This is a genomic window from Sinorhizobium sp. 6-70 (assembly GCF_030124375.1).
GTDB lineage: Bacteria > Pseudomonadota > Alphaproteobacteria > Rhizobiales > Rhizobiaceae > Sinorhizobium.
The window spans coordinates 1-23,630 of sequence record NZ_JASKLS010000021.1 but is presented as its reverse complement, the minus strand read 5'-3'; the positions used below and the strand labels follow the sequence as shown (position 1 = coordinate 23,630).

Sequence of the window (23,630 nt, the reverse complement as noted above, 5' to 3'; positions counted from 1 at the left end):
CGCCGTCCTGCAATCAACAATATATCGGTAAGATCCAGACTATGCTGTCACTCAGGGAACCGGTGCCGGGGGCATGATACCCTGGTAGTAGTCGCCTTGACCGCCACCCTGGTATTCGTCCCGATACTGCTCACGCACGCGACCAGGGGCTCCGCTGACGCTACCTGTCGCCATCGGATCGACGTAGATGCTGCCCGTCGGCATTTCATCGACATAGTACGGGCGTCTTTGCATGGGTACTAACATCGTTCCTCTGTTCTGAGTCCCAGGAGGATTATGCGGATCGATGCCCTGATAGTAGCTGTCGGCAACGGCCGAACCAGCAACGCCTGCAAGGGCAGACGAGAGGACAAACGCGGCCAAAGATGTTTTCATGGAAACTCTCATGGCATTGCTCCTGTGTCTGTAGCAGCACCCCGCCTCCCGAGGGACGCCGTGGTTTTTCAGCATAGGGTCCTCCCATGCTGTTATGGGATAACGCCTGCACCGCGCTCGTGTTCCTGGAAAGCGCCGACTGTCGGGGCAGCCTTGCCCGTCGAACTCTGAAACGCCCGGCGCAAACCCGGGCCGATCTGCATCGTCGTCGTGCGAAAAGGCCCGCCGAAGCGGGCCTTTTGCAGTATGTCAGGGCTTGCGTTGAGGCTATGCCGCCTGCGCCAGCTCGTCGGCGATGACCGTATCGAGATTGAGGAAGCAGACCATCGTCTTTTCGAGCGCGACGATGCCCCGGCAGAAGGCCCGCTGTGCCTCCGGAATGATCTCCGGTGCCGGCTGCAGGTCTTCGCTGCGGATCGTCATCATGTCGGAAACCTGCTCGACCAAGAGGCCGACGAGCTTGCCGTTGATGTCGGTAACGATGATCGCCGAGCGTTCGGACGGCTCGGTCATCTTCATGCCGAGGCGGCAGGCCATGTCGATCACCGGGATCACGGCGCCGCGCAGGTTGATGAGGCCAAGCACATAAGGCGGTGTATGCGGCATCGGCGTGACCGGCGCCCAGCCGCGAATTTCGCGGATCGCCATGATGTCGATGCAGAACTCCTGGTCTCCGAGGTGGAAGGAGACGATTTCGAGGTAGGCGCCGGACTGCTTGATAGCGTTGCTCATGATCAGAATTCTTCCCAATTATCGCCGGAGGCCGTAACGGACGGTACGGAGCCCGGCTTGTTGCCGAAAGCGCCCGCCAGTTTGCCCATCAGGGCCTTGGCGGGGGATGGAGCTGGACGGGTGGATGCCTGTGCGGCCGCGGGTTTGCGCAGCGGCACCGGCCTTGCGGAGGCCGCGTTGCCGGCCCGGACCGGAATGTTCGCCTTGGTCGGAGCGCCGGCCTTGACAGAGGGCTGCGCGGGAGCAGGAGCGGCCTTCCGGAACGCTGCCTCGCTCACCTGCCCGTGGCGGAACTGGCCGACGAGTTCGCTGAGCTTCTCGGCGTCCTGCGCGAGCGTGTGGCTCGAAGCGTTGGTCTGCTCCACCATCGCAGCGTTCTGCTGCGTCATCTGGTCGAGTTGGCCGACCGCGGTGCTGATTTCGTTAAGCCCCGTCGACTGCTCCCTCGCCGCCATTACGATCGAGCTCATATGTTCGTTGATGCGCGCGACGTCGGCGCCGATGCGGCCAAGCGCCTCGCCGGTCGCCTGCACCAGCTTCACGCCGGTTCCCACCTCGTTGCCGGATCGCGTAACGAGCGCCTTGATATCCTTCGCCGCGCCAGCAGCCCGCTGGGCCAGTTCCCGGACCTCCTGGGCAACGACGGCAAAGCCCTTGCCCGCCTCGCCTGCCCGCGCCGCCTCGACGCCGGCATTGAGCGCCAGAAGGTTCGTCTGGAAGGCGATCTCGTCGATGACGTTGATGATCTTGCCGATTTCGTTGGAGGCACCCTCGATGCGCGCCATCGCCGAGATCGCTTCGCCGACGATGCGTCCGGACTCTTCCGCATTGGTGCGCGTCTCGCCGACCATGCGGCTTGCCTCTTCGGCGCGCTCGGTCGCGGTCTTCACCGTAACGGTGATTTCCTCCAAAGCGGCCGAGGTCTGCTCGAGCGACGCCGCCTGCCGTTCCGTTCGCCGGGCCAGATCGTCAGCGGCGCTGCGCATCTGCCGGCCGTTCGTTTCGATCGAAACGGCGTTCTCCTTGACGCTCGAGAGAACGTGGCTCAGCCGTTCGACGGTGTTGTTGAAATCGCGGCGTAGTACATCGAAACCGTCTGCGAAAGGTTCGCGGATCGCGACCGCCAGATTGCCCTCGGAAAGCTGGTTGAGCGCCCGTCCCAGCGCATCGACCGCGGTCTTGATGCGGGCGACAGCCTGATCGCGCTCGGCTTCCTGGCGCTGACGCACCTCCTCGATTTCTCTGCGGCTCGCCATCGCGTTCTGCTCCAGCGAGCGTTTTTCGATCGCCGACGCCCGGAAGAGCTCTACCGACCGAGCCATCTCGCCGATTTCGTCACCGCGCCCGAGCCCAGCCACGCTGGCGTTCAAGTCGCCCGAATGGATCCGCTGCATGCCGTCGCGCAAGCCGAGGATACCCCGGCGCAAAACATTGCCGTGGAACCAGATCAGCGCCAGCAAGGTCGCCATCGCCAGCAGCCCGGCGGTTGCCTGCAGGATGAGTGCATTTGTTGATGCCGCCTCGGTCTCGGCGATGCGCGCGGAAGCAAGGCCGGCGGCCGCTTTGCTCAACTCAGCGAGTGCGGCGCCGACGCGCTCCCCGCCCCCGTCGATCGCATCGTCGATGCGGGCGAATTCGTCCGCTTGCGCTCCGGCCTCCACCAGCGCCTTCAGATCCACCTCGATCGCCTTGTGCAGTTCGGCAAGATCGGCATCGAAATTGGAGACGACTTCCGGTTTGCCAAGGAGACGCGCCAGCGCCTCGACATCGGCTTTCCCTGTCTCAAGCGCTGCAAGCGAAGCTTTGATTTGGGCCGCGCGCTCGGGCAGGATCTTGCCCTCGTCGCGATCGACGATCGTATCCATTGCAGCGAGCACCAGCTCAAGACCGGCAAGCCGCATTTCCTCGGCCGTCCTCATTCCGCGCTGGGCGGCAATCGCCTTTTCAAGCGTCTCTTCCGATCGCCGCTCCTGGTACAAGCCGACGGCGAGCACCGAGCTAAAACCAAGGAAGGCAGCGGCTGCAAGCGTCGCCAGTCTCTGGCTGACCGAGAGGGTGCGTCCGACGGATGGAGAGGTGTTCATTGACTGGCAGTCCATGGCAATGGACCCGCCGCGGCAGGCGAGGTCCTCCGTTGCGATCGATGCGGAAGGCCGGGCTCGATCAACCGGATGACCTCATGTCATATCGAAGTGTGCACTTCTCCGCTTTCGGCGACACTCGCAAACAGACCTTAACCATTCGCTAAAACATGGCTACCAGCTCTGCGGATCAACCGCTTGTCCTCGCCTCTTTCCTTGTCGCCTTCGAGTGTTATGATCGTCCTATGCACACGGACACGAAGAAATCGCTATCGCCCCTCGTCTTCGCCCTTGTCGCGGGTGTCTTCGCGCTGGTCGCACTCCTGGCCTTCCGAGGCTGGATCGCGCATGGCGCCGACATCTTCCTATCGCTCGCCCAAGCCGGCATTTCCTGGTGCTTCTGACGCCCCTGTTCGGAGCGGATTTCGCAGCTGCCGCATGAACCACCTGCGGCAATTCACCCTTTGCGCCGGTGGTGGTGACGCGGTATCACAACGCCACGTTCATTGACGGCCCTTACGAGGGCCCAGCAAACCGGTAGCAATGATGAAAACCATTCGCATCGTCCTTTGGGCGGCCATCCTCGTCATGGTGGCGATCCTCGGCTGGCTCACCTACGACATGACGCAATCGCGGCAGCAGGCATCATCAGGCCCCTTCGGCGTGCCCTTCGCGCTTGTCGCACAGGACGGCAAGCCGATCACCGAACAGGCGTTCGCCGGCAAGCCGACCGCGCTTTTCTTCGGCTTCACCCATTGCCCCGAAGTCTGCCCGACGACGCTTTTCGAGCTGAACGGCTGGCTCGAAAAGGTCGATCCGGACGGCAGCAAGCTGCAGGCTTATTTCATCACCGTCGACCCGGAGCGCGATACCCCGGACGTTCTCGGCCAGTACGTCTCCAATGTCTCGAAGCGCATCACCGGTATTTCCGGACCGCCGGACAAGGTGCTGGAAATGGTTAAGGGCTACCGCGTCTACTACAAGAAGGTGCCTGTCGACGAAAAGAATCCCAACGGCGACTACACCATGGACCACACGGCCTCGGTGTTCCTGCTTGACGCGAACGGCCACTTCAGCGGCACGATCGCCTATGGTGAGAACCCGGACACCGCCGTCCAGAAGCTCGAGAACCTGACCAAGGGTTGAGCGACGACTTCACTTCCCATTCCTGAAAGCGCCGGCTTACAGCGCCGCGCGTCCGATCGGACGCGCAAAGGACGCTGTAGCACTTTGAATTGCTGCATGTTTTTACCCTGAAGTCGGTTACGACCTAGGGAAACATGCAGTAGCCGGCGCTTTGCGTTTCAGCCTGATCCGTGATAGCCGCGAGGCCAGCCACAGCCGAAGGACACACCGTTGAGCGAGATAAGACTTTTCGTCACCAGCACCGAGAAACAGGTCGAGGCCGTGCTCGACGTCATGAGCACGATCTTCGAGGACGAAGACTTTGCCATCGCGACGATGGAGATCGACGAAAAGTGCGACGTCTGGGAAGCCTCGGTCTACATGATGGCGGACGAGGAGGAGAGCGTCAGGGAGCGGCTCGCCGAAGCGCTGGCCGCGGATTTCTCCCATCTTCCGATCGAACGGGAAGTCCTGCCCGATATCGACTGGATCGCCAAATCGTTGGAAGGGCTCGCCCCGGTGCGCGCCGGACGCTTCGTCGTCCACGGCTCGCATGACCGCGACAAGGTAAGGACCGGCGAGATCGCGATCGAGATCGACGCCGGCCAGGCCTTCGGCACCGGCCACCACGGCACGACGGCCGGGTGCCTTGAGGTATTCGCCTCCGTCGCGCATACGCGGCCGGTCCGCAACGTCCTCGACCTCGGAACCGGCAGCGGCGTGCTCGCAATCGCCGCCTGGAAACTCCTGCATGTGCCGGTACTCGCCACCGACATCGATCCGATCGCGACCCGCGTCGCGAGCGAAAACGCCCGCCGCAACGGCGTCGCCACCGGCATGACCTTCGCCACAGCTCCCGGTTTCCACTCGACGGCGTTCAGCGCCAACGGCCCCTTCGACCTGATCATCGCCAATATCCTGGCGCGGCCGCTGATGAAGATGGCGCCGCAGCTCGTCGCCAATCTCGCCCCCGGTGGCTCGGTCATTCTGTCCGGGATCCTCGCCGAACAGCGCTGGAAGGTGCTCGCCGCCTATAACGGCCAGCGCCTCAAACATGCGCGCACCATCTGGCGGAACGGCTGGGTCACCATCCATCTGACGAAATAGCGGATCGCGCCATCCCACTTGAAGCGAGACAATGCAGCACAAAGCGCCGTCGCCGCGGCGTTTTTCGTCCAAAGCGACCGCTGCGGCCATCAATACGAGAGGGACAGAAAACGAAAAGGGCCGCCCAGTCCATCATGACGGGCGGCCCTTTTCGAAACAAAGGCGATGCCAGAGGCATCGCCTGTGCCCGCGAGCCTGAGGAGGAGGAGCGCTCGAGCGGGCTTCTACCGTTCTGAAATTGGCCACCCTTGAGGGAGGAGGAGAACAGAATGACCAACTATTCTCAGAACTGCAGCTTTTTGAACCACCGGATGTTCGTCCGTGTTCGTTGAGCGCGCTTATAAACCATTATTCCGATAGAGATAGATGCGTTGCAGCATGGGTGCCATGCATGTCACGCATATGTCCGCGGAATGGGCAAATGCCCCGCTCGACGGGCGCATATCCGCAGCCCATCGGCCTGTTCACGGCCGGATATCGCCTCTTTCCTCTGAAGCGCCCTTTCCGCTAACATGACGATCATCCCAGTCGCGGTTCCCCGCCAAATTGCCGGAAATAATCCATGTTTCAGTCCTTCGAAGTCACCTCCACGCCTCAGTTCGGCAAGGAGCGCACCGCCGCTCTGCGCGCCGCTTTCGCGGCCCTCGACATTGACGGCTTCCTCGTGCCACGCGCCGACGAATTCCAGGGCGAGTATGTGCCGGCTTCATCCGAGCGTCTTTCCTGGTTGACGGGCTTCACCGGCTCCGCCGGCGTCGCGCTTATTACGCAGCGTGAAGCGATCGTCTTCGTCGACGGACGTTACGTGACCCAACTCAAGGAGCAGGTCGACGGCAGCGTCTTCACAGGCGGCGACCTGATCGGCGAGCCGCCGCATGTCTGGCTGGAGGGCCATGCGCCGAAAGGTTTCCGCCTCGGCATCGACCCGTGGCTGCATACCGGCGCCGAGGTCCTCAAGCTGCAGAAAGCGCTTGCGGCGATCGGTGGCACGCTCGTCTTTCTCGATCATAACCCGCTCGACAAAATCTGGACCGCCCGGCCCGCCGCTCCCCTCGGCCGGGTGACGATCCAGCCGATCGAGTACGCCGGCCAACTGGCGAAGGACAAGATTGCGGCGATTGCTGCCGGCCTCGACAAAGCGAAGGCGGCCGCCGTCGTCCTCACCGACCCCTCCTCCGTCGCATGGGCCTTCAACATTCGCGGCAGCGACGTCCCGCACACGCCGCATCCGCTCGCCCGCGCGATCATCCCTGCAGACGGCCGCGCCGAGATCTTCCTCGACAAGCGCAAGACCGGCATTGAACAGGAAGCCTATCTGACCCAGCTTGCCGAGATCGCCGCGCCCGCAAGTTTCGAGGATCGGCTGTCGGCGCTGGCAGCGACCGGCGCCGCGATCATGATCGATCCCGACCTTGCGCCCTTCGCCATCGGCGAGCTGATCCGCGCGAAGGGCGGCTCGATCGTCGGCGCAGTCGATCCGGCCCGCCTCCCCCGCGCCCGCAAGAACGACGCGGAGATCCAGGGTTCGCTCCGCGCGCATCTGCAGGATGGCGCCGCGATGGTGGAGTTCCTCGCTTGGCTCGACCAGACCGAACCCGGCAGCGTGACCGAGATCGCCGCGACGGAAAGGCTGGAGGCCGCGCGCGCGACCGTCGGCGAGCGCATGCAGAATCCGCTGAAGGACATCTCCTTCGACACGATTGCAGGCGCCGGCTCGCACGCTGCGATCATGCACTACCGCGTGACGACGGATACGGACCGGACAATCGAGCCCGGAACCATGTTCCTGATCGATTCCGGCGCGCAATACATCAACGGTACCACCGACATCACCCGCACGGTCGCGATCGGTGCCGTTCCGGAAGAGCAGAAGCGTTTCTTTACGCTGGTGCTGAAGGGCATGATCGCGATAAGCACGGCGCGCTTCCCCAAGGGTTCGCGCGGCGTCGATCTCGATCCCCTTGCCCGCATCGCACTCTGGAAGGCGGGCGCCGACTATGCCCACGGCACCGGGCACGGCGTCGGTTCCTATCTTTCCGTGCACGAGGGGCCGCAGCGCATCGCCCGGCTCTCGACGCAGGAACTGCTGCCGGGCATGATCCTTTCCAACGAGCCCGGATACTATCGCCCGGGCGCCTTCGGCATCCGCATCGAGAATCTCGTCGTCATCCGCGAAGCCTCGGAGATCGAAGGCGGCGACCTGCCGATGCTCGGCTTCGACACGCTGACCTACTGCCCGATCGACCGGCGCCTCGTCCTGCCTTCGCTGTTGACCGACGAGGAGCTTGCTTGGCTGAACGCCTACCATGCTGAAACGCGTGACAAACTCATGCCGCTCATCGCCAGCGACGAGACGCGCCGCTGGCTGGAGGCCGCCACGGAAGCGGTCACACGCTAAAACTTGTGTTGCTTCAAATGGTTAGATCGCGTCATAAGTTCATTGGAACGGTGAAGCGATCTAACGAACAGCCCGTCGAACCAAGAGCGTCTTTCCGCGCCACCGACCTACAGCGCCGCGCGTCTTGTCAGCCGCGCAAAGGTCGCTGCAGCACTTTGAATTGCTGCATGTTTTTGTCCTTAAATCTGGCTTCGATTTAAGAAAAAATGCAGTAGCGCGCGGAACTTCCGTTGCTATGAAGGGGTGCGAGGGAGGCCCGGCGGCGTAGGTTGGGGGCTACAGGGGGGCGGCCGGGCCTCAGTTGGGAGGTACGATATCTCTACCAACGACAATGTTATATTTCCCGCGCTGCTCCGGTGTAACCCGGAAATTTTACGGGATTGCACGTTTGATTTGAAAATCGTCAGCCGACTACTTAGGAAGCGCGGCGCTGTAGGCCTGAAAGGTGCCGCCGCGCCGCAATCCTATGGCGGCCGCCGTCCAGATTTCCGGCTCGCGGCGGATTGACCCGCTCCGGATTTTGAACCGAAAGGTCGGGGCGATCCCGGCTCTTCCGTTCAGATTCCCAACATTTTCTTTGCTTCGCCGAGCGCTGCCTCAGAGCCGGCGTGATCGCCCGACTGGTGCAGCTGTTCGCCCTGCTGACGCAACTGTTTGACCTTGGCCATGTCGGCTTCGGAAAGGGAGGCGTTTGGCAGAGCCGCGTCTATCGCCGCCATCATGGTGGGGCACTGGTTGGCAAAGGCAGTCACAGGTGCGAGGGCCAACAGGAGGGCAATCGAAATCCTGATAATCATGAGGTCACTCCTCCAAGTCCGGAGGGCTGATGTGCCTCTCCGGCAACCAAGGGATGATAATCCAGTATTGGTTTAGCGCCAATGGCGGGCGCCCGACCCGTACCCGCCGGTAGCGGGAAGGACGAGAGAGCTACAGGATCACGTGCCGGATGACCATCACCGCGACCCAGCCGACAACGAGCATCCGGAGCGTCGAGAAACGCATGCCGATCGCGAAGGCAACGAGCATCGACACCGCGACGTCGAAGCCGCCATAGACGAAGGCCGGCGCAACCAGCGTCGTCAGAACCGCCGCCGGGACGGCATTCAGCGCCGCTTCTAGCCGCGGCGGAATGCGCTTCAGCTGCGTGATCAGCACATATCCGCCGAACCGGGTCGCGAAGGTGGCGAGTGCGGCGGCGACGATCAGGTAGATGAGGTTGAGGTGCTGTGCATCCACGGCTCAGGCCTCCTTTTCCACGGTCGTTGACCCTTGCTGCAGGCGATGCTCCGGCGGCAGGACGGCCGCGAGCAGGATGCCGGCAAGTGCGCCGATGCTGACATGCCAAGGCGAGCCGACGAAGTGCATGGCAGCAATGGAGGCGACGGCGCTGGTTGCGACCACGGGAAGGAAGCGATCGCGCTTGCGGAAGCCGAGCACGAGGCCGAGGAAATAGATTGGCAGCAGGACATCGAGGCCGATCGACTTCGGATCGCCGATCAATTGACCGAAGATAGCCCCGACCAGCGTATTGATAATCCAGGGTACGTAGATCACCAGCCCGAAGCCGAGGTACCACGCGAATGTAACGGGCAATCCACGCTCGCCGCGCTGCTCCGTCTCGGCATATTGCGGATCCACGAGCAAGAAGAAAGCGAGAAGCTTCTGCCCGAAACTGAAATGGGAGATGTACTTGGCGATCGAGGCAGAATAGAGCACGTGGCGGAAGTTGACCGCGAAGACCGAGAGCACGACCAGCCAGGGCTGGACGTTGTTGCCGAAGAGTTCGATACCCACCATCTGGCTGGCGCCGGCATAGACGGTGGCGCTCATGAACACCGCGTCGGCGATCGTAAAGCCGTTATCGACCGCCAGGGCCCCAAACAGCGCGCCGAAAGGCGAAGCCGCCAGCATGATAGGGAAGCCGCCACGCAGCCCCGCTCGGAAATCGTCTCTGTTCATGAACTTCTCCCGCCGAAACCGGAGGCATGTCCGCGAACCGGCATGGGGCGACAGATAGGCGCTGCCGCACGCGGCGACAATTCAATTGCGCTGATACAGTGATTGAATTTTCTGATGTTTGGCGTGCTACTGCATGTCTTCTTAAATCGACCTCGATTTAAGAACAAAAACATGCAGCAATTCAAAGTGCTACAGCGTCCCTTGCGCTTCTGATAATACGCGCGGCGCTGTAGGGACTGACCGAACCCGCGCGGCGCCGACACGGCGCCGCTGGATCGCAAGCGCGAAACGGAGCGGAGGCCCCTGCCCCTTAGCGCTTCAACTGGAAGGTATGCTCGATAGCCGGGAAGGTCCGCGCCTTCACCTCGTTGGCATATTCCTCGACGGCCTTCGAGATCGCCGGTGCGAGCTCGGCGAAATGCTTGACGAAGCGCGGCTTGAAATCGTTGAAGATGCCGAGCATGTCGTCAGAGACAAGAATCTGGCCGTCGCAGGCGGGCGAGGCGCCAATGCCGATGGTCGGCGAACGCAGGGTAGCGGTAATCTCGCGCGCGACCGGTTCGATCGTGCCTTCGACGACGATCGCGAACGCGCCGGCGTCATCGATCGCCTTGGCGTCGCGGCGGATCTTCGCCACTTCCTTTTCGTTGCGGCCGACCGAGCGATAGCCGCCGGTGGTGTTGACGAGCTGTGGCATGAGGCCCACGTGGCCGAGCACCGGAATGCCACGGCTGACGAGGAAATCGACGGTCTCGGCCATTTCCGCCCCGCCCTCCAGCTTCACCGCGCTGCAGCCGGTTTCCTTCAGGATGCGCGCGGCGCTGCGGAAGGCCTGCTCCTTCGATTCCTGATAGGAGCCGAAGGGAAGATCGATGACGACGCAGGAGCGTTCGGAGCCGCGCATCACCGCCTGACCATGAGCGATCATCATGTCGAGCGTGACGCCGACCGTGGTGTCGAGGCCATAGAGCACCATGCCGAGCGAGTCGCCGACGAGCAGGAAATCGACATGCGGATCGAGCAGGCGCGCGATCGGCGTCGTATAAGCGGTGAGGCTGACGATCGGGCGTTCGCCCTTCAGGGCTTCGATATTGGCGGGGCTGAGCCGCCGCTTCGCGGTGTGTACGCTCATTCTCAGGCTACCTTTGCAAAATGGGCAGATTTCGGTGCGATAACACGGTTATCGAGCAGCTTCGTGCTGCCGAAGCGGACGAAAAGCAACAACAGAACCGGCTTCTCGCCGACCTCAAGGATCGGCTCCAGCGTTTCCGGATCGCGCAGCGCGACGACCTCCGGCCGCGCCAGCGGTTCTGCCGACAGGAAGTCGATGACGCCCCTCTCGACAGCGCCAGGTTCGGTCAGGCCGCCGGCGATCAACCGTTCGGCCTCGTCCAGCGCCTTCGGCACGATCGCAGCGGCGCGGCGCTCGTCGGAGGTGAGATAGACGTTGCGCGACGAACAGGCGAGACCATCGGCCTCGCGCACCGTCGGCACGCCGATCACCGAGACGGGCTGCGCCAGATCCTCGACCATGCGGCGGATGATCTGCAGTTGCTGGAAATCCTTCTCGCCGAAATAGGCACGGTCCGGCTGGACGATGTTGAAGAGCTTGGTGACGACCGTCGCGACGCCCGCGAAATGGCCGGGCCGGACCGAACCCTCGAGCTCCGAGCCGAGCTTCGGCACGTCGACCACGGTTTCCATCGGACGCGGATACATGTCGGAAACGCCGGGCGCGAAGAGAAAATCGACGCCGCCCTCGGCAAGCATCGCCTGGTCGCGGGCGAGATCGCGCGGATATTTGGCAAGGTCTTCGTTCGGCCCGAACTGCAGGGGATTAACGAAGATGCTGGCAACGACCACGTCGTTCTCGCTGCGCGCGCGGCGCACCAGTTCCATGTGGCCGACATGAAGATAGCCCATAGTGGGGACCAGACCGATGCCCTTTCCCGCTCGCCGATGCTCGGCGAGAGCCGCGCGCAGTTCGGCGACGGTGGTGATCGTTTTCATCTCGGACCCTCCAATCCGCCGGGGCACCGGTACGGCGCGCCCGGTTTCGCTGATATGGCCCATGGCGAGCCCCGCGAAAAGGCAATTGCACAAATTTTGGCTGCACAGCTCTATCTTGTGCAGCGCAAAAAGACAAATGGAAATGGTGCGTGAGGGAGGATCGCGGGCGTTCAAGAAGCAGGCCGGATCGCCGGCCTGCCTGATGTTTAATCGAACTTCACGAGATTGAGCGCAGGCAGCGGACCACCGGGAAACTGGGCGAGCTTTCCGCCGACCGAGAGCGGGCCGAGATCGATGCCGAAGAAACCGAGCCGGTCGATCAGCCCACCGACCTCCGCCTTGGCAGCTGCGTCATCACCGGAGAAGAAGAGCACGCGGCGGCCGCCTTCTGCCTTCGGATCGCCGGAGACGAGATGCGGCTGCAGATGGTTGAAGGCCTTGACGACGCGCGCGCCGGGGACGAGGTCGGTGAAGATCTCGCTTGAAAGCCGCCCGCCGAGCTCGGCGGGCTTGAAGAGCGGCGCCTCGATCGGGTTGTTCGCGTCGATGACGATTCGGCCCTCCCAATCCGGCAGACCGGAAAGCGCCTTGGGCAGCTTCGACCAATTGACGGCGACAAACACGAGATCGGCGCCTGCGGCCTCTTCACGCGTCCCGGCGGTGATGTAGGGAGTGAGTTCGCCGGCAAGCTCTTTCAGGCTCTCCGGCCCGCGGCTGTTGGAAATGACGGCCGGGATCCCCGCCCGGGCGAGTGCCCGGGCAAAGGCCGATCCGATGTTGCCGGATCCGATAATACCGATGGACATGGCGGCTTCCTTTCGATGTTGCGAGTCGCTGCGACCTCAGGCCGTGAAGCCACCGTCGGCGACGATGTCAGCGCCAGTAACGAAGGCGGCCTCTGGGCTCGACAGGTAGGCGACGACGCTCGCGATCTCGTCCGGCTTGCCATAACGGCCGATCGCCATGCCCGGGCCGACGATCTTGGAGACCGGCCCGCCATCTGGGTTCATGTCGGTGTCGGTCGGACCGGGATGCACCGTGTTGACGGTAATGCCACGCGGCCCCAGATCGCGCACCAAGCTGCGGTTGAAGCCGGCGACCGCACCCTTGGTCAGCGTGTAAAGCGAGGCGGTTGGAAATGCGGCGTAGCGCACCATCGAGCTGCCGATGTGGATAACGCGCCCGCCCGCCTTCATGTTGCGTACCGCCTCCTGCGTGGCAACGAAGACGCCGGTGACATTGACCGCGATCATTCGATTGTAGTCCGCCTCGGTGATCTCGTCGATCGCACCGCCGAGCGCGATGCCGGCATTGTTGACGAGGATATCGATGCCACCGAACGTCTTGACCTTTTCGACGACGGCGGCGCGCACGGCGGCAGCATCACCGGCATCGGCCCTGATGGCAACGGCGCGGCCAGCCTCGGCCTTGATCGCGTCAACCACGGCGGCGGCCTTCTCGGGTAGTGGGAAATCGCTTTCATCATTTTCAACGCTCACTTGAGATTCCATGGAAACGCTGGCCAATCTCGAATCCTTCGTCCGTAGCGCCGAACAGGGCGGCTTTTCCGGTGCGGCCCGGCGACTCGGACTGACGCCGGCGGCCGTCAGCCGCAATGTCGCGATGCTCGAACGAAACCTCGGCATTCGGCTTTTCCATCGCTCGACCCGCAAACTGACCCTGACCGAGGATGGTGAACGCTTCCTGACGGCAATCCGCGATAATCTCGAAGGGCTGCAGGCGGCAATCGCCGAGGCGGGCGACGAACGGCGGGAACCTGCCGGCGTGCTCAAGGTCAGCCTCAGCCCGACCTTTGGCACCGACTACATCCTGCCGCTGCTGCCGGATTTTTTGAAGAGTTACCCGGGGATCCAGATCGACTGGCAGTTCGACAACCGGCAGGTCGATCTGGTCGCCGAGGGTTTCGACGCGGCAATCGGCGGCGGCTTCGAGCTCTCGCCCGGCATCGTCTCGCGCGTGCTGGCGCCCGCCCATATCATCGCCGTTGCCTCACCCGCTTATGTGGCCGGCCGAACCCTGCCGCTCGATCCCGCCGGCCTTGGCGAGCTTGACGGCATCGCCATGCGCTCGGCGCGCACCGGCCGCATCCGCCAATGGATGATGCGCAACGCCGCAGGCGAGGAGATGGCGGCAGCGCCGAAGGAGACGATCGTCGTCAATGATCCGGCCGCCATGTGCCGCGCCGCCCTTCTCGGTCTCGGCATGACTCTGATCGCTGTACCGGACGTGTTGCCTCATCTGGAATCCGGCGCGCTTATCCGGCTCGTTCCCAAGTGGTACGCCGATGCCGGCCCGATATCGGTCTATTACGGTAGCCGCACGCTGCTGCCCGCCAAGACGCGCGTCTTCATCGATTTTGTCGCCGATCACTTCAAACGGCAGCGACTCGCGGAGCGTTTTGCCGGAAGCCTCGGCTGAACTGCGGTTGAAAGCCGCCACGCGAGCACCAGTTAAATTCGTCTCCGCCTGTCGGCTGTGGAAGCCGTTCTTCGTCTTACTGCATGTATCCTCAAATCGGAGCCGATTAGGGGACAGATACATGCAGCAACTCAAAGTGCTGCAGCGACCTTTGTGCCTCTGAACGAGCCATGGCGCTGTAGTCGCGTGGAAGCAAACTCACGAGGAAAATCCCATGCGCATGATTTTCGTAAACCTGCCCGTCAAAAACCTGGAAGCCTCCCGTACTTTCTTTTCAGCCCTCGGCTTCACCTTCAATGAGCAGTTCTCGGACGAAACGGCCGCCTGCATGGTCATCGACGACAATATCTTTGCCATGCTGCTGACCGAGCCGAAATTCCGCGGCTTCATCACCGGGGAGATCAGCGACACGGCCAAGGGCACGGAAGTTATCACCGCGCTTTCCGCCGCGAGCCGCGCCGAATGCGACGACATGCTCGCCAAGGCGCTCGCCGCTGGCGGCAAGCGGTGGAAGCCGGCCATCGACTACGGCGCGATGTACGGCATCAGCTTCCAGGATCTGGACGGCCATGCCTGGGAGTTCATGTGGATGGACATGTCGGCCGAGCAGGCGGCGTGACTGGCTGAGCCGGTACGACGCCATCGCCGTCCGGACCGTCAGCCGGGTCCCCGATTGAAGGACGGAAGCGCTGCAAAACTTTATTGAGGTGGCTGCGTCACCCACCGATTAGCGCCAGCCACTCGTCCTCGTCCATGGTCTGAATGCCGAGCTCGCGGGCCTTGTCGAGTTTCGAGCCGGCACCGGGACCGGCGACGACGATGTCGGTCTTCTTCGAGACCGAGCCCGCCACCTTGGCACCGAGGCTTTCGGCCTTCGCCTTCGCCTCATCGCGCGTCATCTTTTCGAGCGAGCCGGTGAAGACCACCGTTTTGCCGGCGACCGGGCTGTCGGCCACGACCGGCATTTCCGCGCTTTCCGGCGTCACCTCTTCCAGAAGCCGCGAGACGACCTCCACATTGCGGGGCTCCTTGTAGAACTCGACGATGGCGCGGGCGACAACCTCGCCGATGCCGTCGATGCTGTTGAGCTCGTTCCAGGCGTCGCCGGCAAAATTGCCCGCCTCGACCATCGCCGCGCCAAAATGATCGTAGCTGCCATAGGAGCGCGCAAGCAGCTTCGCCGTCGTCTCGCCGACATGGCGGATGCCGAGCGCGTAAATGAAGCGGTGGAGTGCGATCGAGCGCCGGTTCTTGATCGCCTCGAAAAGCTTTCGGACGCTGACCTTTCCAAAGCCCTCGATATTTTCGAGCTTGGTGAGTGAGGCGTCCTGCCGGCGCTCCAGCGTGAAGATCTCCGGTGCCGTGCGGATCCTCAGGTTGTCGTCTTCGCTTTCGAAGAAGAATTCGATCTGCTTGGAGCCAAGCCCTTCGATGTCGAAGGCGTTGCGCGAGACGAAGTGCTTCAGGTGTTCGACCGCCTGCGCACGGCAGACGAAGCCGCCGGTGCAGCGGCGGACTGCATCGACCTTGCCGGATTTCTCGTTGATGTCGCGCACCGCATGGCTGCCGCAGACCGGGCATGTGGTCGGGAATTTGTAGGGCTCGGCGCCTTCGGCACGTTCGTCCATCACCACATCGACGATCTGCGGGATGACGTCCCCTGCCCGCTGGACGATGACCATGTCGCCGATGCGGATGTCGCGCCCTTCGCGGATCGGTTCACCGCTATTGCCGACACCGCGGATATAATCCTCGTTGTGCAAGGTCGCGTTGGTCACCACCACGCCGCCGACGGTGATCGGCTCCAGCCGCGCCACCGGCGTCAGTGCGCCGGTGCGGCCGACCTGGATGTCGATGCCCTTGAGCCGCGTGAAGGCCTGCTCGGCCGGAAACTTGTGTGCCGTCGCCCAGCGCGGCGAGCGCGAGCGGAAGCCGAGGCGCGCCTGCAGGTCGAGCCGGTCGACTTTGTAGACGACACCGTCGATATCATAGTCGAGATCGGGCCGCTCGCGCTCGATGTGGTGATAGTGCTCCAGCAATTCGTCCGCGGAAGAGAAACGCTGTATCAGCGGATTGACCGGGAAGCCCCAGGCCTTGAACGTCTCGACCATTCCGAGCTGGGTGTCGGCCGGCATTGCCGATATCTCACCCCAGGCATAGGCGAAGAACCGAAGCTTGCGGTTCGCCGTCACCTTGGCATCGAGCTGTCGCAGCGAGCCGGAGGCGGTGTTGCGCGGGTTGACATAGAGCGGCCTGCCCTGCGCCGCCATCTCGGCATTGAGCGCGGCAAAGTCGGACTTCGCCATGTAGATCTCTCCGCGCACCTCGACGATGTCCGGGGCGTCGGCCGGAAGCCTCTGTGGAATCATGCCGATCGTGCGCACATTGGCGGTGACGTTCTCACCGGTCGTGCCGTCGCCACGTGTCGCGGCCGTCGCAAGCCGCCGATTTTCATAACGCAGCGACATCGAAAGCCCGTCGATCTTCGGCTCGGCGGTAAAGGCGATCGAATGATCCGGAAGCCGCCCCAGGAAGCGATAGACGCCAGCGACGAAATCGCGGGCGTCCTCGTCCGAGAACGTGTTGTCGAGCGACAGCATCGGCCGCGCATGGACGACCGGCTGGAACGTCAGCGAGGGGGCCGCGCCGACCTTGCGCGAAGGACTGTCCTCGCGGATGAGCGCGGGAAATCTAGCCTCGATCAGGTCGTTGCGACGCTTCAGCGCGTCATAGTCCGCATCCGAGATTTCGGGCGCGTCCTGTCCATGATAAAGCGCATCATGACGGGCGAGCTCCGCCGCAAGAAAGGCGAGCTCTTCAGCCGCTTCCGTTTCGGTCATGTGCTCGACGGGTTTTCTTTCACTCAACATGGGCGACGACTCCGGATTGGGAGTCGTTTTTACTGCATGATTCCTCAAATCGGAATCGATTTGAGGACAAAATCATGCAGCAATTCAAAGTGCTACAGCGACCTTTGCGCGTCGAGAAAGACGCATTGCGATGCAGTGCGCTCTGCGCGAAAGAAAAGAGCGATCCGCTCAGCCGTTGCCGGCAAGCAATCGCGCTGCCGCCGCCCTCGCCTCCTCGGTGATCGAGGCGCCGGCAAGCATGCGAGCGATTTCTTCCGTACGTGCCTTGTCGTCCATGCGCGCGACACGGGTGGCGATTGTCTCGGATCTTTCCGCCGACGGGCCCTTTGAAATCAGCAGGTGCGTCGCCGCACGCGCAGCAACCTGCGGCGCATGGGTGACGGAAAGCACCTGCACGGTCTTGGAAAGCCGCTTCAGCCGCTGGCCGATGGCATCCGCCACCGCCCCGCCGACGCCGGTATCGATTTCGTCGAAGACGAGCGTCGGCGCCGAGCCGCGATCGGCAAGCGCCACTTTCAGCGCCAGCAGGAAACGGGAAAGCTCGCCGCCGGAGGCGACCTTCATGATCGGTCCCGGCCGGGTGCCCGGGTTTGTCTGCACATGGAATTCGACGAGATCGATGCCGTCAGCGGTCGGCGAGGCCGGGTCGCTCGCGACCTCGACCATGAAACGCGCCCGTTCGAGCTTCAGCGCCGGCAGCTCCGCCATCACGGCGGCCGAAAGCGCCTCCGCCGTGTGGTGGCGTTTCTCGGAAAGCGACCGGGCCGCCCCGTCGAAGGCTGCCCTCGCCTCGCCCACCTGCACTTCCATCTGCTTCAGCTTCTCCTCGCCGGCGTCCAAATCAGCGAGGTCGGCGATCATTCGCACGGCAAGCGCCGGCAGTTCGGTGACCGGAACCGAATATTTACGGCTTGCAGCGCGCAAGGCGAAGAGGCGCTCCTCGGTGCGTTCCAGTTCCTTCGGGTCGAATTCGGTGTTGCGGAGCGCCCGCTCCACCGCCATCTGAGCATCCGAAAGCTGGTTCAGCGCGCCGTCCAGAAGCTCCACCGTCTCCTCGAGCAGACCCGGGGCCTCATGGCTCTTGCGCTCCAGCCGGCGGACCAGCGAGGCGATCAGTGGCACCGGTGAGGTATTGCCGTTCAGAAACTCGGATGCCTCGCTGATATCGCCGGCGATCCGCTCGGCCTTCATCATCCGCGCCCGGCCTTCGGCCAGTTCCTCCTCTTCGCCGTCGCGTGGCGAAAGCGTCTCGAGCTCTTCGACCGCGGAGCGCAGATAATCGGCTTCGCGCGCCGCTGCCTCGACGCGCTCGCGGTGTTTCTTGAGATTGCGTTCCGCGTCCCGCCAGCCGCGGTAAAGCGCTCCAACCTCTTCCGCCGCCTCCGATGTGCCGCCGAAAGCGTCGAGCAGCGCGCGGTGCGCATCGGTATCGACCAGCGCCCGGTCGTCGTGCTGGCCGTGGATTTCGACGAGCGTCTGGCCGAGCTGCCGCATCAACTGCACGCTCACCGGCTGGTCGTTGACAAAGGCTTTGGTACGGCCGTCGGTCGACTGCACGCGGCGGAAAATCAGGTCGCCATCGTCGTCGATGCCGTTCTCGCGCAGCATCAGTCGCGCCGCGTGGCCGGCTGGGACATCGAAGACCGCAGTCACCTGCCCCTTGTCCTCGCCGTGGCGCACGAGCGAGCCATCGCCGCGGCCGCCGAGCGCCAACGAGAGGCTGTCGAGAAGGATGGATTTACCGGCGCCGGTTTCGCCGGTCAGCACGGAAAGCCCGGCATCGAAGGTGAGGTCAAGCCGTTCGATCAGGACGATATCGCGGATCGAGAGCTGCGCGAGCATCCGGGTTCATATCTTCCTTGTCGAGCGCTGAGCAGGTCAGGCGCCGATGAGCCTCTTGCCTGCGCGCGCAATCCAGGACGTACCGCTTTCGCGCGGCTCAAGTCCGCCCGACTGCAGCAGTTTGAAGGAATCGGCATACCACTGGCTGTCCGGATAATTGTGCCCGAGCACCGCCGCCGCAGTTTGCGCTTCCGTGGTTACACCCATGGCGTAATAGGCCTCGACGAGTCGGGCAAGCGCTTCTTCGACCTGGTTCGTGTTCGGATACTGCTCGACGACGACGCGGAACCGGGAAACGGCGGCAAGATATTCCTTACGCTCGAGATAGTAGCGACCGACCTGCATTTCCTTGCCGGCGAGCTGGTCGCGGGCGAAACGGATCTTCGCCTGGGCATCCTCGACATAGTCGGAGTCCGGATATTTATCGACGACCGCCTGCATCGCGTCGATCGCCTTGCCGGCCGCCTTCTGGTCCTGCGTTACCGAAGGGATCTGCTTGGTGTAGGCGAGACCCTGAATGTACTGCGCATACGCCGCATCTTCCGACTGCGGGTAGAGGTTCAGATAGCGGCTGGTGGCGTTGATCGCGTCCTGATACTGGCCGTTGCGGTAGGCGACGAAGGCGTTCATCACCAGCGCCTTGCGGGCGTATTCGGAGAACGGATGCTGCTTGTCGAGCGCTTCGAACTTGCGCGCCGCTTCCGTCGTCTTGCCGGCATTGAGGTTGGCAAGGCCCTGGTTGTAGAGAACCTCCGGCGGATCGGTTTCCGCGGCGAGCTTGGTGATGTCGATATCCGGGTCGTTCTGGCAGGCTGTGATCAGGCTGCTGCCAACCACAGCCGCAACAACGACCGCGGCGACGCGCACCGATTTTCTCATGTCGAGCGAAACTGCAAGAACCATCGAATATTCCCGTTTCATTCGGCGGACCGCGTCCCGCCAGACCTGCGCGTTTTAGAGCAAATTGCCTCAAGATCGCAACGTCATGATCAGCAATTCATGCAAATTTGTGGCGGTATGCAGTGCTTTGCACGTTTTCCACGGATGAAAGCCGTCCAATACTTGGCGCGCCAGCATATTCCTGGCCCGGATTCGGCTTCCGGGAATCATCCCGCACAATGAAAATGCCGGCCTTTCGGCCGGCGACTGGAGAAGAACTGACGTTTATCGTTATGCGGACCAGGGCGCAAAACCCGGAGCTGCGACGGCGACCATATCGCGTGAGCGGGTGCGCTGACGCGGCGTGGCCGTTTCGACGACCTCGTAGGCGGTCGGGTCGCTGAGCAGCGCCTTCAGCGCGTTCGCGTTCATCTTGTGGCCGCCGCGATAGGAGCGGTAGCAGCCGATGAAGGGAGCACCGGCCAGCGACAGATCGCCGACGGCGTCAAGGGTCTTGTGGCGGACGAACTCGTCCGCATAGCGCAGCCCCTCGACATTGACCACGGTGTTGTCGTCCGAGATCACCACCGAGTTTTCGAGCGACGAGCCGAGCGCAAAGCCGCCGGCCCAGAGCCGTTCGACGTCGCGCATGAAGCCGAAGGTGCGTGCGCGCGACAGTTCGCGCTTGAAGACCGAAGGCGTCATATCGCCCTTCCAGGACTGACGGCCGATCAGCGGGCAGTCGAAGTCGATCTCGACCTCGAAGCGCATGCCGTCATAGGGCGTGAACTCCGACCAGGAAGCGCCCGAGTCGATGCGCACCGGCTTGATGATGCGGATATAGCGGCGCTTCACGGCCAGCGCCCGCAGGCCGACCTGTTCGATCGCGTCGATGAAGGGCTCGGAGCTGCCGTCCATGATCGGCATTTCGGCGCCGTGAACCTCGACGAGCAGGTTGTCGAGGCCAAGCGCGTAGATTGCTGCCATCACGTGTTCGACCGTGGCGATCGACGTCGCAGGCGAGAGGCCGAGAACCGTGCAGAGGTCGGTGTTGCCAACCTGCGACGAGACGGCCCTGAACTCGGCGACGCGGCCGCCAGCGAGAACGCGCTGAAACACGATGCCGGCGTCGGCCTCGGCCGGATGGAAGGTGATCGACACTTCCGCGCCGGAATGGACGCCAATTCCCTTCAGCGTGACCGGGTTCGCAATCGTCGCCTGAAACCCGAGGAGTTCAATTCCCATTCTCGTCTTCACTTTCACTCGATGAGGCCCTGGCACTCGATGCGGCACCGGCCAAACACACGAAGGATGCACCCGATGTTCAAGGCGCAAGTCAGAACCTCGAGGATCCGCACCTATTTGCCGAACCCTCGATTCTTCGAACTAACAGCGCCCGATCGAATCGTATGCGTCCCCAATTCCGATGCTGAAAATAAGATTTTGGAGGCACCATTCCAAATCACTGTTCGTTTCGCATTGTTACGCAATTGTCATGTGCGCAACACAAATTACAAGCCATTGAAATAATGAATAAAATCGAAAAATGCCCGGGCGGCTGCCCGGGCATTCGGCAAGGTGAAGGAACAGTCCTTCAAAATCAGTTCGACTGGCGGCGAAGGAATGCCGGGATTTCGAGCTGATCATCTTCGTGCGAGCGCGCCTGCGGCGAGACGCGGCCGTGATCGTCAAGCTGACCGCGACGCGGTGCATAAAGGCTCGCTTCCGGCGACAGCGGGCGGCGCTGCTGCGATGCAGCGCTCGGTGCTGCCGCCGTCATGTCGGCCGAGACGCCGTGATCGTCGTCATCGCGACGGGAAAGCGAATTGGTGATTCGCTTCAGGAGCCCCATCGGTCCACGCTCTTCCTGGTGAGCGGGAGCGGTTTGCGCGCGGTGATCGATCTCGGCCTTCACGACCGGCGGGAAGTCCTCGACCTTCGGCATACGCACCGGTTCGGCCTGCTGGCGCATGACCGGAGCCGGCTCGTGGCGGACCGGCTGCGGCTGCACTTGCGGCTGGACGTGTGCCTGCACCGGCATCTCGACCGGACGCTGCACCGGCGGGGCCTGACGCACTACGGGAGCGGCCTCCACCGGCGCGGCGCCGGCGAAAAGCTTGCTTTGGGGCCGAAAGGCTTCCTCCTGCATCTGTTGTACGTGTTGTACCTGGTGAACCGGCGCAGCGACCTGCGCACGGGTGGCGATATCGAGTTCGCGCTCCATCTCGGCTTCGCGGATTGCGAGTGCGATCTGGTCGACCGTGTTTTGCTGCTGCACAGGCTGAGCGACCGGCTGCGACTGCGGTGCCGGCGGCTGGTGCTGGGCGACTGGCTGCGGCTGGGCCGGAATTGCGGCGGACGGGCGAACGATCGGCTTCGGCGCTACCGGACGAAAGTCAACAGTGCGACCGGCCACCTCCGCGGCCGTGCGATCGATACCGGTTGCAACGACGGAAACGCGAATCAAGCCTTCGAGTTCTTCATCGAAGGTGGCGCCAAGGATGATGTTGGCGTCGGGATCCACTTCCTCGCGGATGCGCGTTGCAGCCTCGTCGACCTCGAAGAGCGTGAGGTCGCGACCGCCGGTGATGGAGATGAGCAGGCCCTGAGCGCCCTTCATCGAGGTTTCGTCGAGCAGCGGGTTGGCAATTGCGGCTTCGGCGGCAGCCATTGCGCGGCCTTCGCCCGATGCTTCGCCGGTGCCCATCATGGCGCGGCCCATCTCGCGCATCACCGAGCGGACGTCGGCGAAGTCGAGGTTAATAAGGCCTTCCTTCACCATGAGGTCGGTGATGCAGGCAACGCCCGAATAGAGGACCTGATCGGCCATGGCGAAGGCGTCGGCGAAGGTCGTCTTGTCATTGGCGATGCGGAAAAGGTTCTGGTTCGGGATGACGATCAGCGTGTCGACCGACTTCTGCAGTTCGGTAATGCCCTGATCGGCAAGGCGCATGCGGCGCTGGCCTTCGAAGTGGAAGGGCTTGGTGACGACGCCGACGGTGAGGATGCCCTTGTTGCGGGCGGCCTGAGCGACGATCGGAGCCGCACCCGTACCAGTACCGCCGCCCATGCCGGCGGTGACGAAGCACATGTGCGTGCCGTTCAGGTGATCGATGATCTCGTCGATGCACTCTTCGGCGGCTGCGCGGCCGACTTCCGGCTGCGAGCCGGCGCCGAGACCTTCGGTGACGGCGACACCCATCTGGATGATGCGTTCAGCCTTGGTCATGGTGAGCGCCTGCGCATCGGTGTTGGCGACGACGAAATCGACGCCCTGCAGGCCCGCGGTGATCATGTTGTTGACGGCGTTGCCGCCGCCGCCGCCGACCCCGAAGACCGTGATGCGGGGCTTCAGCTCGGTAATATCCGGCTTTTGCAAGTTGATGGTCATATCACTGTTCCTTCTCGTTTTCTGGCCGCCTTGCCGAGCCGGCCAAATCCTTCAAAACTCAAACACCTGTTACCTCCGACGCCCCTGCGGCATCGGCGAAACTCAGAAACTCTCTTTCAGCCACTGCCCCATGCGAGCGATACGGCTGTTGCCGCCGCCGAAGGTGGAGAACATGCCGCCGTGAGCAGCATGGGTCTCGAGATCAGCGACCTGCGGATAGATCATCAGTCCGACGGCCGTGGAGAACGCCGGCCCCTTGGCGGCGGCCGGCAGGCCGGACACGCCGAGCGGGCGACCGATGCGGACATTGCGGGCGAGGATGCGCCGCGCCGCTTCCGGCAGGCCGGTCAGCTGGCTGGCGCCGCCCGTCAGCACGATACGTTTGCCGACGATCGGGCTGAATCCGGAGCGCTGGATGCGGT

At 63.1% G+C, this 23,630-nt stretch carries 20 protein-coding genes and 2 pseudogenes; 6 read left to right on the top strand and 16 right to left on the bottom strand.

All coding sequences use genetic code 11. The features are described 5' to 3' along the window. Positions 1 to 51: 51 nt before the first annotated feature. The 3 genes from QN222_RS27955 to QN222_RS27945 form a co-directional block, all read right to left on the bottom strand. Complete coding sequence (locus tag QN222_RS27955; protein ID WP_283963380.1) at positions 52 to 387, bottom strand: hypothetical protein; 336 nt, start codon at positions 385 to 387, stop codon at positions 52 to 54. A gap of 255 nt (positions 388 to 642) precedes the next feature. Next, positions 643 to 1,107 (bottom strand): chemotaxis protein CheW, encoded by a 465-nt coding sequence (locus tag QN222_RS27950; RefSeq protein WP_136509137.1) that lies wholly within the window; start codon positions 1,105 to 1,107, stop codon positions 643 to 645. Between the two features lie 2 nt (positions 1,108 to 1,109). Then, entirely contained in the window at positions 1,110 to 3,191 is a 2,082-nt protein-coding gene (locus QN222_RS27945; RefSeq protein WP_283963381.1) for a methyl-accepting chemotaxis protein, read from the bottom strand. A 242-nt stretch (positions 3,192 to 3,433) separates the two neighbouring features. Here QN222_RS27945 and QN222_RS27940 point away from each other — a divergent pair, with 242 nt between their 5' ends. The 4 genes from QN222_RS27940 to QN222_RS27925 all read left to right on the top strand — a co-directional run bounded on the left by QN222_RS27940 (position 3,434) and on the right by QN222_RS27925 (position 7,818). Continuing rightward, on the top strand, positions 3,434 to 3,592 hold the full coding sequence (locus QN222_RS27940) for a hypothetical protein (protein ID WP_283963382.1): 159 nt from the start codon (positions 3,434 to 3,436) through the stop codon (positions 3,590 to 3,592). A gap of 142 nt (positions 3,593 to 3,734) precedes the next feature. Then, complete coding sequence (locus tag QN222_RS27935) at positions 3,735 to 4,334, top strand: SCO family protein (protein WP_283963383.1); 600 nt, start codon at positions 3,735 to 3,737, stop codon at positions 4,332 to 4,334. Between the two features lie 210 nt (positions 4,335 to 4,544). Further along, the gene (locus QN222_RS27930) at positions 4,545 to 5,420 is read left to right on the top strand and encodes a 50S ribosomal protein L11 methyltransferase (RefSeq protein ID WP_283963384.1); all 876 of its coding nucleotides are present in this window, start codon (positions 4,545 to 4,547) and stop codon (positions 5,418 to 5,420) included. Between the two features lie 562 nt (positions 5,421 to 5,982). After that, complete coding sequence (locus QN222_RS27925) at positions 5,983 to 7,818, top strand: aminopeptidase P family protein (protein ID WP_283963385.1); 1,836 nt, start codon at positions 5,983 to 5,985, stop codon at positions 7,816 to 7,818. Positions 7,819 to 8,375: 557 nt separating this feature from the next. On the opposite strand, the gene QN222_RS27920 is transcribed toward QN222_RS27925, so the two are convergent. From QN222_RS27920 to QN222_RS27890, 7 genes and pseudogenes are all read right to left on the bottom strand, one after another. After that, the gene (locus QN222_RS27920) at positions 8,376 to 8,615 is read right to left on the bottom strand and encodes a hypothetical protein (RefSeq protein ID WP_153437342.1); all 240 of its coding nucleotides are present in this window, start codon (positions 8,613 to 8,615) and stop codon (positions 8,376 to 8,378) included. Between the two features lie 130 nt (positions 8,616 to 8,745). Then, positions 8,746 to 9,054 carry an AzlD family protein gene (locus QN222_RS27915; protein ID WP_180938397.1) on the bottom strand — a complete coding sequence of 103 codons (309 nt, stop codon included), beginning with the start codon at positions 9,052 to 9,054 and terminating at the stop codon, positions 8,746 to 8,748. A gap of 3 nt (positions 9,055 to 9,057) precedes the next feature. After that, positions 9,058 to 9,777: an AzlC family ABC transporter permease gene (locus QN222_RS27910; protein WP_283963386.1), complete on the bottom strand. Its 720-nt coding sequence runs from the start codon at positions 9,775 to 9,777 to the stop codon at positions 9,058 to 9,060. Between the two features lie 310 nt (positions 9,778 to 10,087). Then, entirely contained in the window at positions 10,088 to 10,909 is an 822-nt protein-coding gene (panB, locus tag QN222_RS27905; RefSeq protein ID WP_283963387.1) for a 3-methyl-2-oxobutanoate hydroxymethyltransferase, read from the bottom strand. 2 nt (positions 10,910 to 10,911) lie between these two features. Next, positions 10,912 to 11,787, bottom strand: coding sequence for a pantoate--beta-alanine ligase (gene panC / locus QN222_RS27900; RefSeq protein ID WP_284005700.1), 876 nt, complete (start codon positions 11,785 to 11,787; stop codon positions 10,912 to 10,914). A 206-nt stretch (positions 11,788 to 11,993) separates the two neighbouring features. Next, positions 11,994 to 12,596, bottom strand: a pseudogene (locus QN222_RS27895) (NADPH-dependent F420 reductase); the annotation flags it as partial. A 33-nt stretch (positions 12,597 to 12,629) separates the two neighbouring features. Continuing rightward, positions 12,630 to 13,286: an SDR family oxidoreductase gene (locus tag QN222_RS27890; RefSeq protein ID WP_283965532.1), complete on the bottom strand. Its 657-nt coding sequence runs from the start codon at positions 13,284 to 13,286 to the stop codon at positions 12,630 to 12,632. Positions 13,287 to 13,296: 10 nt separating this feature from the next. Between QN222_RS27890 and QN222_RS27885 the strand changes: the two genes are divergently transcribed. Further along, on the top strand, positions 13,297 to 14,226 hold the full coding sequence (locus QN222_RS27885) for a LysR family transcriptional regulator (protein WP_283965533.1): 930 nt from the start codon (positions 13,297 to 13,299) through the stop codon (positions 14,224 to 14,226). Between the two features lie 214 nt (positions 14,227 to 14,440). Next, positions 14,441 to 14,845, top strand: coding sequence for a VOC family protein (locus tag QN222_RS27880; protein ID WP_283965534.1), 405 nt, complete (start codon positions 14,441 to 14,443; stop codon positions 14,843 to 14,845). A 97-nt stretch (positions 14,846 to 14,942) separates the two neighbouring features. Here the strand turns inward: QN222_RS27880 and ligA are convergent, their stop codons facing one another. From ligA to QN222_RS27850, 6 genes and pseudogenes are all read right to left on the bottom strand, one after another. Next, positions 14,943 to 17,096, bottom strand: coding sequence for an NAD-dependent DNA ligase LigA (ligA, locus tag QN222_RS27875; RefSeq protein WP_283965535.1), 2,154 nt, complete (start codon positions 17,094 to 17,096; stop codon positions 14,943 to 14,945). A 168-nt stretch (positions 17,097 to 17,264) separates the two neighbouring features. Next, entirely contained in the window at positions 17,265 to 18,938 is a 1,674-nt protein-coding gene (gene recN, locus QN222_RS27870) for a DNA repair protein RecN (protein ID WP_283965536.1), read from the bottom strand. A gap of 36 nt (positions 18,939 to 18,974) precedes the next feature. Beyond that, the gene (locus tag QN222_RS27865; protein ID WP_283965537.1) at positions 18,975 to 19,841 is read right to left on the bottom strand and encodes an outer membrane protein assembly factor BamD; all 867 of its coding nucleotides are present in this window, start codon (positions 19,839 to 19,841) and stop codon (positions 18,975 to 18,977) included. A gap of 267 nt (positions 19,842 to 20,108) precedes the next feature. After that, the gene (gene lpxC / locus QN222_RS27860) at positions 20,109 to 21,062 is read right to left on the bottom strand and encodes a UDP-3-O-acyl-N-acetylglucosamine deacetylase (RefSeq protein ID WP_283965538.1); all 954 of its coding nucleotides are present in this window, start codon (positions 21,060 to 21,062) and stop codon (positions 20,109 to 20,111) included. A gap of 355 nt (positions 21,063 to 21,417) precedes the next feature. Beyond that, on the bottom strand, positions 21,418 to 23,208 hold the full coding sequence (gene ftsZ, locus QN222_RS27855; protein ID WP_284005699.1) for a cell division protein FtsZ: 1,791 nt from the start codon (positions 23,206 to 23,208) through the stop codon (positions 21,418 to 21,420). A gap of 102 nt (positions 23,209 to 23,310) precedes the next feature. Beyond that, positions 23,311 to 23,630 (bottom strand): annotated as a pseudogene (locus QN222_RS27850) (cell division protein FtsA); the annotation flags it as partial.

Coding starts and splice junctions, on each gene's coding strand:
- QN222_RS27885 (WP_283965533.1), top strand. CDS start 13,297: ATGGAAACGCTGGCCAATCTCGAATCCTTCGTCCGTAGCGCCGAACAG.
- QN222_RS27935 (WP_283963383.1), top strand. CDS start 3,735: ATGAAAACCATTCGCATCGTCCTTTGGGCGGCCATCCTCGTCATGGTG.
- QN222_RS27920 (WP_153437342.1), bottom strand. CDS start 8,615: ATGATTATCAGGATTTCGATTGCCCTCCTGTTGGCCCTCGCACCTGTG.
- panC (WP_284005700.1), bottom strand. CDS start 11,787: ATGAAAACGATCACCACCGTCGCCGAACTGCGCGCGGCTCTCGCCGAG.
- QN222_RS27865 (WP_283965537.1), bottom strand. CDS start 19,841: ATGGTTCTTGCAGTTTCGCTCGACATGAGAAAATCGGTGCGCGTCGCC.
- lpxC (WP_283965538.1), bottom strand. CDS start 21,062: ATGGGAATTGAACTCCTCGGGTTTCAGGCGACGATTGCGAACCCGGTC.
- QN222_RS27880 (WP_283965534.1), top strand. CDS start 14,441: ATGCGCATGATTTTCGTAAACCTGCCCGTCAAAAACCTGGAAGCCTCC.
- ftsZ (WP_284005699.1), bottom strand. CDS start 23,208: ATGACCATCAACTTGCAAAAGCCGGATATTACCGAGCTGAAGCCCCGC.
- QN222_RS27925 (WP_283963385.1), top strand. CDS start 5,983: ATGTTTCAGTCCTTCGAAGTCACCTCCACGCCTCAGTTCGGCAAGGAG.
- ligA (WP_283965535.1), bottom strand. CDS start 17,096: ATGTTGAGTGAAAGAAAACCCGTCGAGCACATGACCGAAACGGAAGCG.
- panB (WP_283963387.1), bottom strand. CDS start 10,909: ATGAGCGTACACACCGCGAAGCGGCGGCTCAGCCCCGCCAATATCGAA.
- QN222_RS27945 (WP_283963381.1), bottom strand. CDS start 3,191: ATGAACACCTCTCCATCCGTCGGACGCACCCTCTCGGTCAGCCAGAGA.
- recN (WP_283965536.1), bottom strand. CDS start 18,938: ATGCTCGCGCAGCTCTCGATCCGCGATATCGTCCTGATCGAACGGCTT.
- QN222_RS27910 (WP_283963386.1), bottom strand. CDS start 9,777: ATGAACAGAGACGATTTCCGAGCGGGGCTGCGTGGCGGCTTCCCTATC.
- QN222_RS27950 (WP_136509137.1), bottom strand. CDS start 1,107: ATGAGCAACGCTATCAAGCAGTCCGGCGCCTACCTCGAAATCGTCTCC.
- QN222_RS27955 (WP_283963380.1), bottom strand. CDS start 387: ATGAGAGTTTCCATGAAAACATCTTTGGCCGCGTTTGTCCTCTCGTCT.
- QN222_RS27940 (WP_283963382.1), top strand. CDS start 3,434: ATGCACACGGACACGAAGAAATCGCTATCGCCCCTCGTCTTCGCCCTT.